The sequence below is a fragment of the Streptomyces kanamyceticus genome, from assembly GCF_008704495.1.
GTDB lineage: Bacteria > Actinomycetota > Actinomycetes > Streptomycetales > Streptomycetaceae > Streptomyces > Streptomyces kanamyceticus.
Genome location: NZ_CP023699.1, coordinates 3,362,040 through 3,376,206 on the forward strand (window position 1 = coordinate 3,362,040; position 14,167 = coordinate 3,376,206).

General features: G+C 67.9%; 14 protein-coding genes. 3 read left to right on the forward strand and 11 right to left on the reverse strand.

The annotated features are described in order from the left end of the window. Positions 1 to 34 precede the first annotated feature (34 nt). From CP970_RS13505 to CP970_RS13515, 3 genes are all read left to right on the forward strand, one after another. Positions 35 to 1,225, forward strand: a complete 1,191-nt coding sequence (locus tag CP970_RS13505; RefSeq protein WP_055552333.1) for a sensor histidine kinase — start codon at positions 35 to 37, stop codon at positions 1,223 to 1,225. Continuing rightward, positions 1,222 to 1,872, forward strand: coding sequence for a response regulator (locus CP970_RS13510; RefSeq protein ID WP_055552331.1), 651 nt, complete (start codon positions 1,222 to 1,224; stop codon positions 1,870 to 1,872). Before CP970_RS13505 ends, CP970_RS13510 begins: the two co-directional genes overlap by 4 nt. Before the next feature lie 240 nt (positions 1,873 to 2,112). Continuing rightward, the gene (locus CP970_RS13515; protein ID WP_224058420.1) at positions 2,113 to 3,951 is read left to right on the forward strand and encodes a glycoside hydrolase family 18 chitinase; all 1,839 of its coding nucleotides are present in this window, start codon (positions 2,113 to 2,115) and stop codon (positions 3,949 to 3,951) included. Between the two features lie 121 nt (positions 3,952 to 4,072). Here the strand turns inward: CP970_RS13515 and CP970_RS13520 are convergent, their stop codons facing one another. From CP970_RS13520 to CP970_RS13570, 11 genes are all read right to left on the reverse strand, one after another. Then, complete coding sequence (locus CP970_RS13520; protein ID WP_055552327.1) at positions 4,073 to 4,522, reverse strand: DUF2550 domain-containing protein; 450 nt, start codon at positions 4,520 to 4,522, stop codon at positions 4,073 to 4,075. Between the two features lie 126 nt (positions 4,523 to 4,648). Next, complete coding sequence (locus tag CP970_RS13525; protein WP_055543553.1) at positions 4,649 to 5,020, reverse strand: F0F1 ATP synthase subunit epsilon; 372 nt, start codon at positions 5,018 to 5,020, stop codon at positions 4,649 to 4,651. Positions 5,021 to 5,152: 132 nt separating this feature from the next. Further along, entirely contained in the window at positions 5,153 to 6,595 is a 1,443-nt protein-coding gene (atpD, locus tag CP970_RS13530; protein ID WP_055543554.1) for a F0F1 ATP synthase subunit beta, read from the reverse strand. Next, on the reverse strand, positions 6,595 to 7,512 hold the full coding sequence (locus CP970_RS13535) for a F0F1 ATP synthase subunit gamma (protein WP_055543555.1): 918 nt from the start codon (positions 7,510 to 7,512) through the stop codon (positions 6,595 to 6,597). Before CP970_RS13535 ends, atpD begins: the two co-directional genes overlap by 1 nt. Positions 7,513 to 7,532: 20 nt before the next feature. After that, entirely contained in the window at positions 7,533 to 9,125 is a 1,593-nt protein-coding gene (gene atpA / locus CP970_RS13540) for a F0F1 ATP synthase subunit alpha (protein WP_055543556.1), read from the reverse strand. Between the two features lie 112 nt (positions 9,126 to 9,237). After that, on the reverse strand, positions 9,238 to 10,062 hold the full coding sequence (locus tag CP970_RS13545; RefSeq protein WP_055543557.1) for a F0F1 ATP synthase subunit delta: 825 nt from the start codon (positions 10,060 to 10,062) through the stop codon (positions 9,238 to 9,240). After that, on the reverse strand, positions 10,059 to 10,607 hold the full coding sequence (locus CP970_RS13550; protein WP_055543558.1) for a F0F1 ATP synthase subunit B: 549 nt from the start codon (positions 10,605 to 10,607) through the stop codon (positions 10,059 to 10,061). Before CP970_RS13550 ends, CP970_RS13545 begins: the two co-directional genes overlap by 4 nt. 38 nt (positions 10,608 to 10,645) lie before the next feature. Next, entirely contained in the window at positions 10,646 to 10,900 is a 255-nt protein-coding gene (gene atpE / locus CP970_RS13555) for an ATP synthase F0 subunit C (protein ID WP_055543559.1), read from the reverse strand. Between the two features lie 78 nt (positions 10,901 to 10,978). Next, entirely contained in the window at positions 10,979 to 11,746 is a 768-nt protein-coding gene (gene atpB / locus CP970_RS13560) for a F0F1 ATP synthase subunit A (RefSeq protein WP_055543560.1), read from the reverse strand. Positions 11,747 to 12,022: 276 nt separating this feature from the next. Then, entirely contained in the window at positions 12,023 to 12,460 is a 438-nt protein-coding gene (locus tag CP970_RS13565; RefSeq protein ID WP_055543561.1) for a hypothetical protein, read from the reverse strand. 261 nt (positions 12,461 to 12,721) lie between these two features. Further along, positions 12,722 to 14,065, reverse strand: coding sequence for an MraY family glycosyltransferase (locus CP970_RS13570; protein WP_224058422.1), 1,344 nt, complete (start codon positions 14,063 to 14,065; stop codon positions 12,722 to 12,724). Between the last annotated feature and the right edge of the window lie 102 nt (positions 14,066 to 14,167).

The following is a 14,167-nucleotide window of genomic DNA, read 5'->3' on the forward strand; positions in this document are numbered from 1 at the left end:
GCAGCGCACCCGGCTCACCGTGTTGGATGGGGGCATGGCCCTGCCCCTCGCCCGCCCGCACCGCGTCGATGTCACCATCGCCTCGGTCAGCCTGCTCAGCGGGCTCGCGCTGTGGGCGCTCGGCCTGCACGCGCAGACGGACCGGCCGCTCGACGCCGACTGGGCCCTGATCCCGTTGTTCGTCCTCGCGGGCCTTTCGCTGCTGCGGCGCACGGCCCCGCAGTTCGCCCTGGTCTGCGCGACGCTCACGCTGGCCGCCGACCAGTTCACGGACGGAAATCTCGCGTCGATCCTGATGTTCACGGACATCGTGTACGCGTCCGTCGTGTACGGCTCACCGGCCGCCGCCCGCCGCATCCCGGTCACCACGGGACTGTTCACGGTCGCGGTCACCATCGGCTTCCTCGCGTGGCTCCGGATCCCGGAGGCCATCCTCATCGGCGTACTCGCCGGAGTGGTCTCCTTCGCGCCCGCCACCACGGGCGTGCTCGTGCGCAACCACCGCGAGGCCGCGGACGCCGCCAAGCTGCGCGCCGAGCAGACCGCGCTGCTCGCCGAGATGGACCGCGTCCAGGCCGTCATGGCGGAGCGCGCCAGGATGGCCCGCGAGCTGCACGACATGGTCGCCAACCACCTCTCGGCGATCGCCATCCACTCCACCGCCGCGCTCTCCCTGGACACCCCGCAGACCAGCAAGGACGCGCTCGCCGTCATCCGCGAGAACAGCGTCGAGGGCCTGGCCGAGATGCGCCGCCTCATCGGCATCCTGCGCTCCGACAGCGGCGACCTGGAACCGGCGGCCGCGCCCACCCTCGACGGCCTCGGCTCCCTGATCGCGGGCGCCCGCACCAACGGGCTCGACGTCACCCTCGACGACGCCCGCGCCGCGGAAGGACCGAAGCTGCCCGCGCCGGTCGAGATGGCGGCGTACCGCATCGTCCAGGAGTCCCTCACCAACGCCCTCAAGCACGCCTCTCCCGGCCCGGTCACCGTGGCGCTCGCCCAGGAGCCGCGCGCCCTGCGGATCCATGTGACGAGCCCGTACGACGACCCGTCGGGACCGCGCGCGCCCGGCTCGGGAGCCGGCCTCGTCGGCATGCGCGAACGCACCGAGCTGCTCGGCGGGACCTTCGAATCGGGCCCGGAGAGCACCCACGAAGGCAAGGTGTGGACCGTGTCCGCCGCCCTGCCCGTCGACCCCGCAGACGAAGGAGCCAAGGAATGATCCGGGTGCTTGTCGCCGAAGACCAGTCAGCCGTGCGCGCGGGACTCGTCCTGATCCTGCGCAGCGCGTCCGACATCGAGGTGGTCGGCGAGGCGGCGGACGGCGAGCAGGCCGTCGAGCTCGCCCGCGAGCTCCGCCCCGACCTGGTCCTGATGGACATTCAGATGCCCCGCCTCGACGGGGTGTCGGCAACGCGCCAGGTGGTCTCCGAGGGGCTTGCGGACGTCCTCGTCCTGACCACCTTCGACCTCGACGAGTACGTCTTCGGGGCGCTGCGCGCGGGCGCCTCCGGCTTCCTCCTGAAGAACACCGAGGCGAAGGACCTCCTCGAAGGAGTACGCACGGTCGCGCGCGGCGAGGGCCTGATCGCCCCGGCCGTCACGCGCCGTCTGATCGCGGAGTTCGCCGCCCCCGCCAAGGCCGTACGCAGGGAGAACGCGCCGGACCCGGCAATCATCGAGAGCCTCACGCGCCGCGAGCGCGAGGTCCTCTCGTGCATCGGCGAAGGACTGTCCAACGCGGAGATCGCGGACCGGCTCTCCATGGCGGAGGCGACGGTGAAGACCCATGTGAGCCGGATGCTCGGCAAGCTGGAGCTGCGCAGCCGGGTCCAAGCGGCCGTCCTGGCGCAGGAGTTGGGGATCTGATCCGCGGATCACGGCGCACGAGGGGCACAATCCGGCCATTGGTTCAGACCTCTTGACCGCTGGTCCAGACCTTTCTATTCTCACCGCACTGCGGTGAGCACTCCCCCACGTGTTCCACGTGCTCACGGGCGGCGCAGGGTCCCAACCCCTAAGACCCCCCGGAACTCACCCGAGGAGCACCTCGTGCGCTTCACACAGAGCCAGCACGCACGCTCGAGACTCAGACTCAGACATCGAACCGTGGCCGGACTGACCACCCTGCTGCTACCGCTCGCCACCCTGGTCGCCCTCGGCGGTTCGGCCGAGGCGGCCCCGGAGGCCGCTCCCCAGGCCGCACCCCAGGCCGCTTCCGAAGCCACCGCCACGTACGCCAAGACCCAGGACTGGGGCAGCGGCTTCGAGGGCAAGTGGACCATCAAGAACACCGGCACCACCACGCTCAGCTCCTGGGACGTCCAGTGGGACTTCCCCGCCGACACGAAGGTGACCTCGGCCTGGGACGCCACCGTCACCAACTCCGGCACCCGCTGGACCGCCAAGAACCTCGCCTGGAACGGGACGCTCGCCCCCGGCGCCTCGGTCTCCTTCGGGTTCAACGGCTCCGGGTCCGGCGCCCCCTCCAAGTGCACGCTGAACGGCGGCAGTTGTGACGGCGGCAGCGTCCCCGGCGACAACCCGCCGAGCGCCCCCGGCACCCCCGTGGCCTCCGGCATCACCGACACCTCGGTGAAGCTCGACTGGAAGGCCGCCACCGACGACAAGGGCGTCAAGAACTACGACGTGCTGCGCGACGGCGCCAAGGTCTCGACGGTGACGGGGACCTCGTACTCCGACACGGGCCTGACCAAGGGCACCGACTACTCCTACACCGTGCAGGCCCGTGACACCGCCGACCAGACGGGCCCCGCCAGCGGCGCCGTCAAGGTCCGCACCACCGGCAGCACCGACCCGGGCCCGGGCCCCGGTGACAAGGTCAAGCTCGGCTACTTCACGGAGTGGGGCGTCTACCAGCGCAACTACCACGCGAAGAACATCGCCACCTCCGGCTCGGCGGGCAAGATCACGCACATCAACTACAGCTTCGGCAACGTCCAGGGCGGCAAGTGCACCATGGGCGACTCCTACGCGGCGATCGACAAGGCGTACACCGCCGACCAGAGCGTCGACGGCGTCGCCGACACCTGGGACCAGCCGCTGCGCGGCAACTTCAACCAGCTGCGCAAGCTGAAGGCGAAGTACCCGAACATCAAGATCCTCTGGTCCTTCGGCGGCTGGACCTGGTCCGGCGGCTTCACCGACGCCATGAAGAACCCGGCGGCCTTCGCCAAGTCCTGTCACGACCTGGTCGAGGACCCGCGCTGGGCCGACGTCTTCGACGGCATCGACCTGGACTGGGAGTACCCGAACGCCTGCGGCCTGTCCTGCGACACCTCGGGCCCGGCCGTCTTCAAGAACATGATGCAGGCGTTCCGCACCGAGTTCGGCGCCAAGAACCTCGTCACGGCCGCGATCACTGCCGACGGCTCCCCGGGCGGCAAGATCGACGCCGCGGACTACGGCGGCGCCTCGCAGTACGCCGACTGGTACAACGTGATGACGTACGACTTCTTCGGCGCGTGGGACGCCAAGGGACCGACGGCCCCGCACTCGCCGCTCACGGCCTACCCGGGCATCCCGAAGGACGGCTTCAACTCCGCGGCCGCGATCGCCAAGCTGAAGGCGAAGGGCGTGCCCTCCGCGAAGCTGCTGCTCGGCATCGGCTTCTACGGGCGGGGCTGGACGGGTGTCACCCAGAAGGAGCCGGGTGGCACGGCTACCGGCGCGGCGCCCGGGACGTACGAGGCGGGCATCGAGGACTACAAGGTCCTCAAGAACTCCTGCCCGTCCAACGGGACGGTCGCCGGTACGGCGTATGCCCACTGCGGCAGCAACTGGTGGTCGTACGACACGCCCGCCACGATCCGCGCGAAGATGGCCTGGGCCAAGGAGCAGGGCCTGGGAGGCGCCTTCTTCTGGGAGTTCAGTGGGGACACCTCCAACGGGGAGTTGGTGAGTGCCATTAACGACGGGCTGAAGTAGCCCGTCTACAGAAGCCCGGGAGACAGGTACGCCCCCTGTTTCCCGGGCTTTCGTGTCTTTATCCGCGGGCCGTATGCGGCTGGGCGCGCAGTTCCCCGCGCCCCTTACGGGGCGCCCGTACTCACGCCACGTTCACTCGCTGGCCCGGCGGTGCCGCCTCAAGCCACGCCAGGAAACCCGTCAGCGCGTCCTCGCTCATCGCCAGTTCCAGGCGGACGCCACGGTGCAGGCAGCCCAGGACTATGGCGTCGGAGAGCAGGGCCAGCTCCTCCTCGCCGTCGGGGGCGCGGCGGTCGACGACCTCGATGGCCGAGCGTTCGAGGACCCGGCGGGGTCGGGGAGCGTAGGAGAAGACGCGGAACCACTCGATCCGGTCACCGTTGTAGCGGGCGACCCCGTAGCCCCAGCCTTTGCCGGACGTGTCGCCCTTCTCGGGCGCGTCCCAGCGCAGGCTGCAATCGAACGTTCCGCCGGAGCGCTGGATCAGCCGACGGCGCAGGCCGAAGACGAAGAGCCCCACCAATACCAGCGCGATCACAGCAAGTCCGCACACGAGCAGAGTGAGGATCATCGGCACCGACCTCCTCGCCTCTTCGAACGGACCAATACATTGCACCCGCATTGCCTCAGCCGCGACCCGGTCCGGAATGTTCCCGGACCTGGCCGCGGCTGAGTCACGTTACGCCGCGCGCTGGGGTCAGCGCGCCACCGCACGCAGTCGGACGTCGGCACGCCGCTCGGCGGAGGCGTCGGCCTCCGACTTCGCGCGCTCCAGCGCCCGCTCCGCACGCTGGACGTCGATCTCGTCGGACAGCTCCGCGATCTCGGCCAGCAGCGACAGCTTGTCGTCCGCGAAGGAGATGAATCCGCCGTGGACAGCGGCGACGACAGTGTTGCCGTCGCTCGTACGAATGGTCACCGGGCCCGACTCCAGCACACCGAGCAGCGGCTGGTGACCGGGCATGACGCCGATGTCGCCGGACGTGGTGCGCGCGACGACCAGGGTGGCCTCACCGGACCAGACACTGCGGTCCGCTGCGACCAGCTCGACATGCAGCTCAGCAGCCAAGGGTGGCTCCTCGGGTCACCACCCGGCGGTTCGGCCGGGTGTTGGGTCAAATTCTAGTGGGCGTACGAAGAGGGGCGGGACACGGCCCCTGCGCGGGGTGTACCCGCCCCTCTCCGCGATGAGCTACGAAGCTCAGGAGACGCCGAGCTCCTTGGCGTTCTTCTTGAGGTCCTCGAGACCACCGCACATGAAGAAGGCCTGCTCCGGGAAGTGGTCGTACTCGCCGTCGCAGATCGCGTTGAAGGCCGCGATCGACTCGTCGAGGGACACGTCCGAACCGTCCACGCCGGTGAACTGCTTGGCGGCGTGGGTGTTCTGGGACAGGAAGCGCTCCACGCGACGGGCACGGCTGACGACGAGCTTGTCCTCTTCGCCGAGCTCGTCGATGCCGAGGATCGAGATGATGTCCTGGAGGTCCTTGTACTTCTGCAGGATCGTACGGACACGCATGGCGGTGTCGTAGTGGTCCTGCGCGATGTAGCGCGGGTCCAGGATGCGGGACGTGGAGTCCAGCGGGTCCACGGCCGGGTAGATGCCCTTCTCGGAGATCGGACGGGAAAGCACCGTCGTCGCGTCGAGGTGGGCGAACGTGGTCGCCGGGGCCGGGTCGGTCAGGTCGTCCGCGGGGACGTAGATCGCCTGCATCGAGGTGATCGAGTGACCACGGGTCGAGGTGATGCGCTCCTGGAGGAGACCCATCTCGTCGGCCAGGTTCGGCTGGTAGCCCACCGCGGAGGGCATGCGGCCGAGCAGGGTCGAGACCTCGGAACCGGCCTGCGTGAAGCGGAAGATGTTGTCGATGAAGAACAGCACGTCCTGCTTCTGCACATCGCGGAAGTACTCCGCCATGGTCAGACCGGCCAGGGCGACGCGCAGACGCGTGCCCGGCGGCTCGTCCATCTGGCCGAAGACCAGGGCGGTCTTGTCCAGCACGCCCGCCTCGTCCATCTCGACCATGAGGTCGTTGCCCTCACGGGTGCGCTCGCCGACGCCCGCGAAGACGGAGACACCGTCGTGCAGCTTGGCCACACGGACGATCATTTCCTGGATGAGCACGGTCTTGCCGACACCGGCACCACCGAACAGACCGATCTTTCCACCCTTGACGTACGGGGTGAGAAGGTCGACGACCTTCAGGCCGGTCTCGAACATCTCGGTCTTCGACTCGAGCTGGTCGAACGCCGGGGCCTTGCGGTGGATGGTCCAGCGCTCGGCGTCGGCGACCGTGGACGGGTCGTCGTTCAGGACCTCACCGAGGGTGTTGAACACCCGGCCCTTGGTCACGTCGCCGACCGGCACCGAGATGCCCTTGCCGGTGTCGGTGACGGGCGCCTGGCGGACCAGGCCGTCGGTGGGCTGCATCGAGATCGCGCGGACCACGCCGTCGCCCAGGTGCTGGGCGACCTCGAGGGTCAGCGTCTTGCGAGCGCCCTCCTCGGCCGGGTCGTCGACCTGGACGTGCAGGGCGTTGTAGATCTCCGGCATCGCGTCGACGGGGAACTCCACGTCGACGACCGGGCCGATCACCCGGGCGACGCGGCCCGTGGCAACGGCCGTCTCAACAGTGGTCGTCATTACTTGTCACTCCCCGCGGTCGCGTCGGACAGGGCTGCAGTGCCGCCGACGATCTCGCTGATTTCCTGGGTGATGTCGGCCTGGCGGGCCGCGTTGGCAAGCCGGGAGAGGCTGTTGATCAGGTCCCCGGCGTTGTCGGTCGCCGACTTCATCGCGCGGCGCGTGGCGGCGTGCTTGGAAGCAGCCGACTGGAGCAGCGCGTTGTAGATACGGCTCTCGACGTAGCGCGGCAGCAGGGCGTCGAGGACGTCCTCCGCCGACGGCTCGAAGTCGAACAGCGGAAGGATCTCGCCCTTGGTGGACGACTCCTCCGCGACCTCTTCGAGACTGAGCGGCAGCAGTCGGCCGTCGATGGCCGTCTGCGTCATCATCGAGACGAACTCGGTGTAGACGATGTGGAGTTCGTCCACGCCGCCCTCCGCCGTCTCCTTCTCGATCGCCTCGATCAGCGGTGCCGCGATGTTCTTGGCGTCCGCGTACGTGGGCTCGTCGGTGAAGCCCGACCACGATTCCACGACCTTGCGCTCGCGGAACTTGTAGTGGGCCAGACCACGGCGGCCGACGATGTACGAGTCGACCTCCTTGCCCTCGGCCTCGAGACGCGCGGTCAGCTGCTCCGCGGCCTTGATGGCGTTGGAGTTGAAGGCACCGGCGAGACCGCGGTCGCTCGAGAGGAGCAGCACCGCGGAGCGCGTCGCCGCCTCCGGTTCCGTCGTCAGCGGGTGCTTGGTGTTCGAGCCCGTGCCGACCGCGGTGACCGCGCGCGTGAGCTCGGTCGCGTACGGCGTGGAGGCCGCCACCTTGCGCTGTGCCTTGACGACACGCGAGGCGGCGATCATCTCCATCGCCTTGGTGATCTTCTTGGTCGCGGTGACGGATTTGATGCGACGCTTATAGACCCGGAGCTGGGCTCCCATGAGTCAGGTCCCTTCCGTCGTCACTTACCGGCGGCGGCCGGAGCGTCCTCGCCGAGAAGCTTCCCGTCCGAGGTCTCGAACTGCTTCTTGAACTCCGCGATGGCGTCGCTGACAGCGGTGAGCGTGTCGTCCGACATCTTGCCGCCCTCCTTGATGGAGGTCATGAGGCCCTGCTCCTTGCGGTGCAGGTACTCGAGCAGCTCGCGCTCGAAGCGACGGATGTCCTTGACCGGCACCTCGTCCATGCGCCCGGTGGTACCGGCCCACACGGACACGACCTGGTCCTCGGTCGCCATCGGCTCGTACTGCGGCTGCTTGAGCAGCTCGACCATGCGCTGGCCGCGCTCGAGCTGGGCCTTGGACGCGGCGTCCAGGTCGGAACCGAAGGCGGCGAACGCCTCCAGCTCACGGAACTGGGCGAGGTCCACACGGAGGCGACCGGAAACCTGCTTCATCGCCTTGTGCTGCGCGGAACCACCGACTCGGGAGACGGAGATACCGACGTTCAGCGCGGGGCGCTGACCGGCGTTGAAGAGGTCCGACTCCAGGAAGCACTGGCCGTCGGTGATGGAGATGACGTTGGTCGGGATGAACGCCGACACGTCGTTCGCCTTGGTCTCGACGACCGGCAGACCGGTCATCGAGCCCTTGCCCAGCTCGTCGGAGAGCTTCGCGCAGCGCTCGAGCAGACGCGAGTGGACGTAGAAGACGTCACCCGGGTAGGCCTCGCGCCCCGGCGGGCGGCGGAGCAGCAGGGACACGGCGCGGTAGGCGTCGGCCTGCTTCGAGAGGTCGTCGAAGATGATGAGGACGTGCTTGCCCTCGTACATCCAGTGCTGGCCGATGGCCGAACCGGTGTACGGCGCCAGGTACTTGAAGCCGGCCGGGTCGGACGCCGGGGCGGCGACGATGGTCGTGTACTCCAGCGCGCCGGCCTCTTCGAGCGCACCACGCACGGAGGCGATGGTGGAGCCCTTCTGACCGATGGCGACGTAGATGCAGCGCACCTGCTTGTTCACGTCGCCCGAGCGCCAGTTGTCGCGCTGGTTGATGATCGTGTCGACGGCCAGGGCGGTCTTGCCCGTCTGGCGGTCACCAATGATCAGCTGACGCTGGCCACGGCCGATCGGGGTCATGGCGTCGACGGCCTTGTAGCCGGTCTCCATCGGCTCGTGCACCGACTTGCGCTGCATGACCGTGGGGGCCTGCAGCTCAAGGGCACGGCGGCCGACGGTGTCGATGTCGCCGAGGCCGTCGATCGGGTTGCCGAGCGGGTCGACGACGCGGCCGAGGTAACCCTCGCCCACCGCGACCGACAGGACCTCGCCCGTACGGCTGACCGACTGGCCCTCCTCGATGCCGCTGAACTCACCGAGGACGATCGAACCGATCTCGCGCTCTTCAAGGTTAAGCGCGAGACCGAGGGTCCCGTCCTCGAACTTCAGCAGCTCGTTGGCCATGGCCGAGGGCAGGCCCTCGACCTTCGCGATGCCGTCGCCGGCAAGGGTGACCGTACCGACCTCCTCGCGCGAGGCCGCGTCCGGCTTGTACGCCTGGACAAAGTTCTCCAGCGCGTCCCGGATCTCCTCCGGCCGGATCGTGAGCTCCGCCATCTGGGTTCCCTGCTCTCCTTGTTGGGCCCGAAAGTTTTCTTGGGGGGTCTGGGGTCAGCCCCCAGGAATCCTCTGCACGGCCCAACTAGGGCCGTAGGTCATGCTTGTTGAGTTACTGGCCGACCACGCGGCGACCGGCTTCCTCGATGCGGTCCGCGATCGAGCCGTTGATGAGCTCGTCGCCCACCTGGACCGTGATCCCGCCGAGGACCTCGGGGTCCACATCGAGGTTGAGGTGCATCGAGCGTCCGTACACCTTGGCCAGGACGGCGCCGAGACGCTCCTTCTGCCGGTCCGAGAGCGGAACGGCGGAGGTGACGACGGCGACCATGCGGTTGCGACGGTCCGCGGCCAGCTTGGAGAGGGACTCGAGTCCCTCTTCCAGGCTACGTCCACGCGGCGCGGTCACAAGGCGCTCGATGAGCCGCTCCGTGACGGTCTCGGCGCGACCGCCGAGCAGGCTGCGCAGCAGCTCGCCCTTGGCCGTGCCGGTGGCGGCGCGGTCGGTCAGCGCGGCGCGCAGCTCGGTGCTCGACGCGACGATCCGGCCGAACCGGAAGAGCTCGTCCTCGACGTTGTCCAGGGCGCCGGACTTCTGCGCACCGGTCAGGTCGGCGAGGTCGGCCAGCTCCTCGAGGGCGTCCACCAGGTCACGCGACCGCGACCAGCGCGAGCGCACCATGCCCGCCACCAGGTCGGCGGTCTCGCCGCCCACCTGGCCGGTGAGGAGACGGCCCGCGAGCTCGGCCTTGGCCTCACCGGACTGTGCCGGATCGGTCAGGACCCGGCGCAGCGAGACCTCACGGTTGAACAGCGCGGTGACCGCGGCCAGCTCGTCGGCGAGCTTCTTCGCGTCGACCGAGGTGCTGTCGGTCAGCGCGTCGAGGCGCTCACGCGCGGCGGCCAGGGCCTCGCGGCTCGCTCCGTGCGCTGTCATCGAGTTGCCTCGGCCTTCTCCTCGAGCTCGTCGAGGAAGCGGTCGATCGTGCGGCTCTGCCGGGCGTGGTCCTCCAGGGACTCACCGACGAGCTTGCCGGCCAGGTCGGTGGCCAGCTGGCCCACGTCCTGACGCAGCGACTGCGCGGCGGCCTTGCGGTCGGCGGCGAGCTGCGCGTGACCGGCGGCGACGATCTCCTCGCGCTGACGCTGGCCCTCGGCCCGCATCTCGGCGATGAGCTGGGCGCCCTGCTCCTGCGCCTCCTGGCGCAGACGCGCGGCCTCGTGACGAGCCTCGGCGAGCTGAGCCTTGTACTGCTCAAGAACGCTCTGGGCCTCGGTCTGAGCGGCCTCGGCCTTCTCGATACCGCCTTCGATCGCCTCCCGGCGCTCGTCCAGAACCTTGTTGATGTTCGGGAGGAGCTTCTTCCAGAAGAAGAAGAAGACGATGGCGAAGGCAAGGGCGCCGACGAGCAGCTCAGGACCCGGCGGGACGAGCGGGTTCTGCTCTTCCTCGGCCGCCAGCTGAACCAGGTTGGCGATCACATCAATGCCTTTCGTCGAAAAGTGTCAGTAAGAAGTGCTTACTTACCGAACACGAACGGCATAACGATGCCGATGAGGGCGAGCGCCTCACAGAAGGCGAAGCCGAGGATCTGGTTGGCGCGGATCAGGCCAGCAGCTTCGGGCTGACGCGCCAGCGCCTCGGTGCCCTTACCGAAGACAATGCCGACACCGATGCCGGGGCCGATCGCGGCGAGGCCGTAGCCGATGGAACCGGTGGAGCCGTGCAGGCCCTTCTCGGCGGCGAGGTTGACCATGTCGAGAGCAGCGGACATGCCGTTACTTCCTTCTCTTTCACTGGCCGGTGGGGGTTGGCCACCGGACGATCTGGGGGCTTGTGGAGGAGGGCTGGCTCAGTGGTGCTTCGCGAGAGCGCCCTGGATGTACGAGCAGGCGAGGAGCACGAAGACGTACGCCTGGACGGCCTGCACGAAAAGCTCGAAGAGGATCATGACCACGGTCATCACGAAGGAGACACCGGCGGCCGGGATCATGTAGCTGTTCAGCAGGTACCAGGAGGCGACGGTGAACATCACCAGCATCAGGTGACCGGCGAACATGTTGGCGAACAGTCGCACCGCGTGCGTGAAAGGCCGCACGAGCAGGTTCGAGAAGAGCTCGATGAACGACACGAGCCACTTGATCGGACCGAGCGAGTTGTCGTAGCCCGTGACGTTCTTCCAACCGCCCACGAACCCATGGCGCTTGAAGGTCAGCGGCAGCCAGATCAGGTAGACCAGCAGCGCGAGCACGGCCGGATAGGCGATGACCGACGAGACCGGGAACTGCGAAAGCGGAACCACGGACCAGATGTTCATGATCCAGATGAAGAAGAACAGCGAGACCATCAGGGGGACGTACTTCTCGCCCTCCTTCTTGCCGAGGGTCTCGTAGACGATGCCGCGGCGTACGAAGTCGTAGCCCGCCTCGCCCATCATCTGGAGCTTGCCCGGAATCACCTTGGCCTTGCCGAAAGCGGCATAGAAGAAGGTGATGACGACGAGCGTGGTCAACAGGGCGAGCAGCATCACCTTGTTGAACTCGAACCCGCCGACCGTGAAGATCGGCTTGAAGAGGAACGAGTGCAGGCCCGGAGCCGGGAAGCCGCATCCGTCGGACATGATCCGACAGCTCCAGTCAAAGGCGAGCTCAGTTTGGTCAGCACTCACCGCGGGCTCCTTCGGCGTGACGCATAGGTACGGCAACCTCGTTGTCGTGTCGGCGCGGCGCGCAGCCGCGGGTCGGCACCGGACTGGTGTTTCGGAAGTGGGAGCGGCGTTCAGGCATCGAGCCTCGCGATCGTGCAGGCGTCAGCTCAGATGCCCGCGCCAGCAGTGCCGCAGTTGGCACCGGACGATAGCAGCATCTCGAACGGGCATTTATCCCGCCCCTACCCTTCACTGCGAGGACCCCGACTTCTCCGGCTTGTCGCTGTTATCGGAGTCGGGCTCGACGTAAAGGATCTTCGCCTTCATGTGCGCGCGGGCCTGGCCGATCATCCAGACGACGGTCGCGATCACGAGCGCGAGCGCGAATGTCTTGGGATTGAAGAGATCAGTGTCCTTGAACAGACCCACGAAGATGAGCAGCAGCAGGAGTTGGGCGACGTAGAGCATCATGCCCATCGCCTGAAACAGCTGCGGAAGCGATTTTGCCGTCCGCTGCAAGGCGTACATGCCGAGCCCCATGAAGGCGATGACGACCACAGTGCCGACGACGGCCCCGATGGCTCCCTTGCCGCCCGCGACCACACCACTGATGACGGCGACGATCGCGCCGACGGCGGCTGTGGGCACAGCGGACTGAAGGAGAGTTCGGGTGTCTTGAGACGGCATGGCGGCAGCTCCGCTTACTGATGGGGGCAGGGTGTCGTCATGGACGAGCGTAGACCCGGGTCGAGAGGGTCCCTCGGGCCAATGGACCGTCGCACTACGGTCCTTCGGCTCTATCCCCGGGTTTCGTGAACGGTATCACAAACTATTTGATGAGGTCTTTACCTGCTCGGTGTGCTCACTGTCACACATGAGAGTGAACCTGCGCGTCTGTGCACGCTCGGCGCCAACTTGTCTGGTAATGGGGCGATTTAGTGTCGCGCCTCAGCGCGACGAACCCGCCTCGCGCCGATCCTGGAAGCGCGAACGGGCGCCGATCGCGGTCGCTCCGTTGACGCCCGCGGCGACCGGCGTCTTCTCCTCCTGGTCCACAGGGGTCTCCGCTCCCCCGTGCACCCCCTCCGCCCCACCGTGGGCGCCCTGTTCGGCCGCGCCGCTGCGGCGGTAGCGAGGCGGCACGAACGCCTCGGCCCAGCGCGGTGTGCGCGGTGTGAAGCGCGGCAGCAGCAGGAGCACGAGGCCGACCGCGCTGAGCGCCACGATGAGGAGCAGCATCCACACGCTCGTGGAGTGCACCGAGTACGCCACGGTGCCGAAGGCGATGAGCGCCGACCAGAAGTACATGATCAGGACCGCGCGGCTGTGCGAGTGCCCGATCTCCAGGAGCCGGTGGTGGAGGTGGCCGCGGTCGGCGGCGAAGGGCGACTTGCCGTTCCAGGTGCGCCGCACGATCGCGAGGACCAGGTCGGCGAACGGGATGGCGATGATCGTCAGCGGCATCAGGAGCGGGATGAAGACCGGGAGCATCGCGTGCGTGGCGTCGCGGGTGCCGCCGAAGTTCAGCTTCATCGCGGCCGGGTCGACCTGTCCGGTGACGGAGATCGCGCCCGCCGCGAGGATCAGGCCGATGAGCATCGAGCCCGAGTCGCCCATGAAGATCCGGGCGGGGTGCATGTTGTGCGGCAGGAAGCCCAGGCACATGCCCATCAGGATGGCGGCGAAGAGCGTCGCGGGGGCCGCGGCCTCGATGCCGTACCCGTACCAGATCCGGTAGGCGTACATGAAGGACGCGGCGGAGGCGATGCACACCATGCCCGCCGCGAGGCCGTCGAGGCCGTCGACGAAGTTCACCGCGTTGATGGTGATCACGACGAGCGCGACGGTGAGCAGCGTGCCCTGCCACTGGGTCAGCGAGACCGTGCCGACGCCGGGGACCGGGATCCACAGGATCGTCAGACCCTGCATGACCATGACGCCCGCGGCGATCATCTGGCCGCCGAGCTTGATCAGGGCGTCGATCTCGAACTTGTCGTCGAGGACGCCGATCAGCCAGATCAGCGCCGCTCCGGAGAGCAGGGCGCGCGGCTCGTTGGAGTTCTCGAAGACTCCCCGCAGGTTCGGCAGGTGATCAGCGACCAGGAGCCCCGCGCACAGGCCGAAGAACATCGCGATACCGCCGAGCCGGGGCGTGGGCTCCCGGTGTACGTCACGAGCGCGGATCTCCGGCATGGCGCCGGCCACGATCGCGAACTTCCGCACCGGGCCGGTCAGCAAGTAGGTCACCGCGGCCGTGATGCAGAGGATCAGCAGGTATTCACGCACGGGCATCCCCACAGATATCGCTGGCCATCTCAGCCCCACACCCTAGCTTCGCGCGCATATGGTTGGGGACTTCCGGGTAGCGACGATGGTTGCACGATCACGCGCAGG

Bases quoted from the DNA above. Each gene is read 5' to 3' on its own strand.
- CP970_RS13505 (WP_055552333.1), top strand. From the start codon at position 35: ATGGCCCTGCCCCTCGCCCGCCCGCACCGCGTCGATGTCACCATCGCC.
- CP970_RS13510 (WP_055552331.1), top strand. From the start codon at position 1,222: ATGATCCGGGTGCTTGTCGCCGAAGACCAGTCAGCCGTGCGCGCGGGA.
- CP970_RS13520 (WP_055552327.1), bottom strand. From the start codon at position 4,522: ATGATCCTCACTCTGCTCGTGTGCGGACTTGCTGTGATCGCGCTGGTA.
- atpD (WP_055543554.1), bottom strand. From the start codon at position 6,595: ATGACGACCACTGTTGAGACGGCCGTTGCCACGGGCCGCGTCGCCCGG.
- CP970_RS13535 (WP_055543555.1), bottom strand. From the start codon at position 7,512: ATGGGAGCCCAGCTCCGGGTCTATAAGCGTCGCATCAAATCCGTCACC.
- atpA (WP_055543556.1), bottom strand. From the start codon at position 9,125: ATGGCGGAGCTCACGATCCGGCCGGAGGAGATCCGGGACGCGCTGGAG.
- CP970_RS13545 (WP_055543557.1), bottom strand. From the start codon at position 10,062: ATGACAGCGCACGGAGCGAGCCGCGAGGCCCTGGCCGCCGCGCGTGAG.
- atpE (WP_055543559.1), bottom strand. From the start codon at position 10,900: ATGTCCGCTGCTCTCGACATGGTCAACCTCGCCGCCGAGAAGGGCCTG.
- atpB (WP_055543560.1), bottom strand. From the start codon at position 11,746: ATGTCCGACGGATGCGGCTTCCCGGCTCCGGGCCTGCACTCGTTCCTC.
- CP970_RS13565 (WP_055543561.1), bottom strand. From the start codon at position 12,460: ATGCCGTCTCAAGACACCCGAACTCTCCTTCAGTCCGCTGTGCCCACA.
- CP970_RS13570 (WP_224058422.1), bottom strand. From the start codon at position 14,065: ATGCCCGTGCGTGAATACCTGCTGATCCTCTGCATCACGGCCGCGGTG.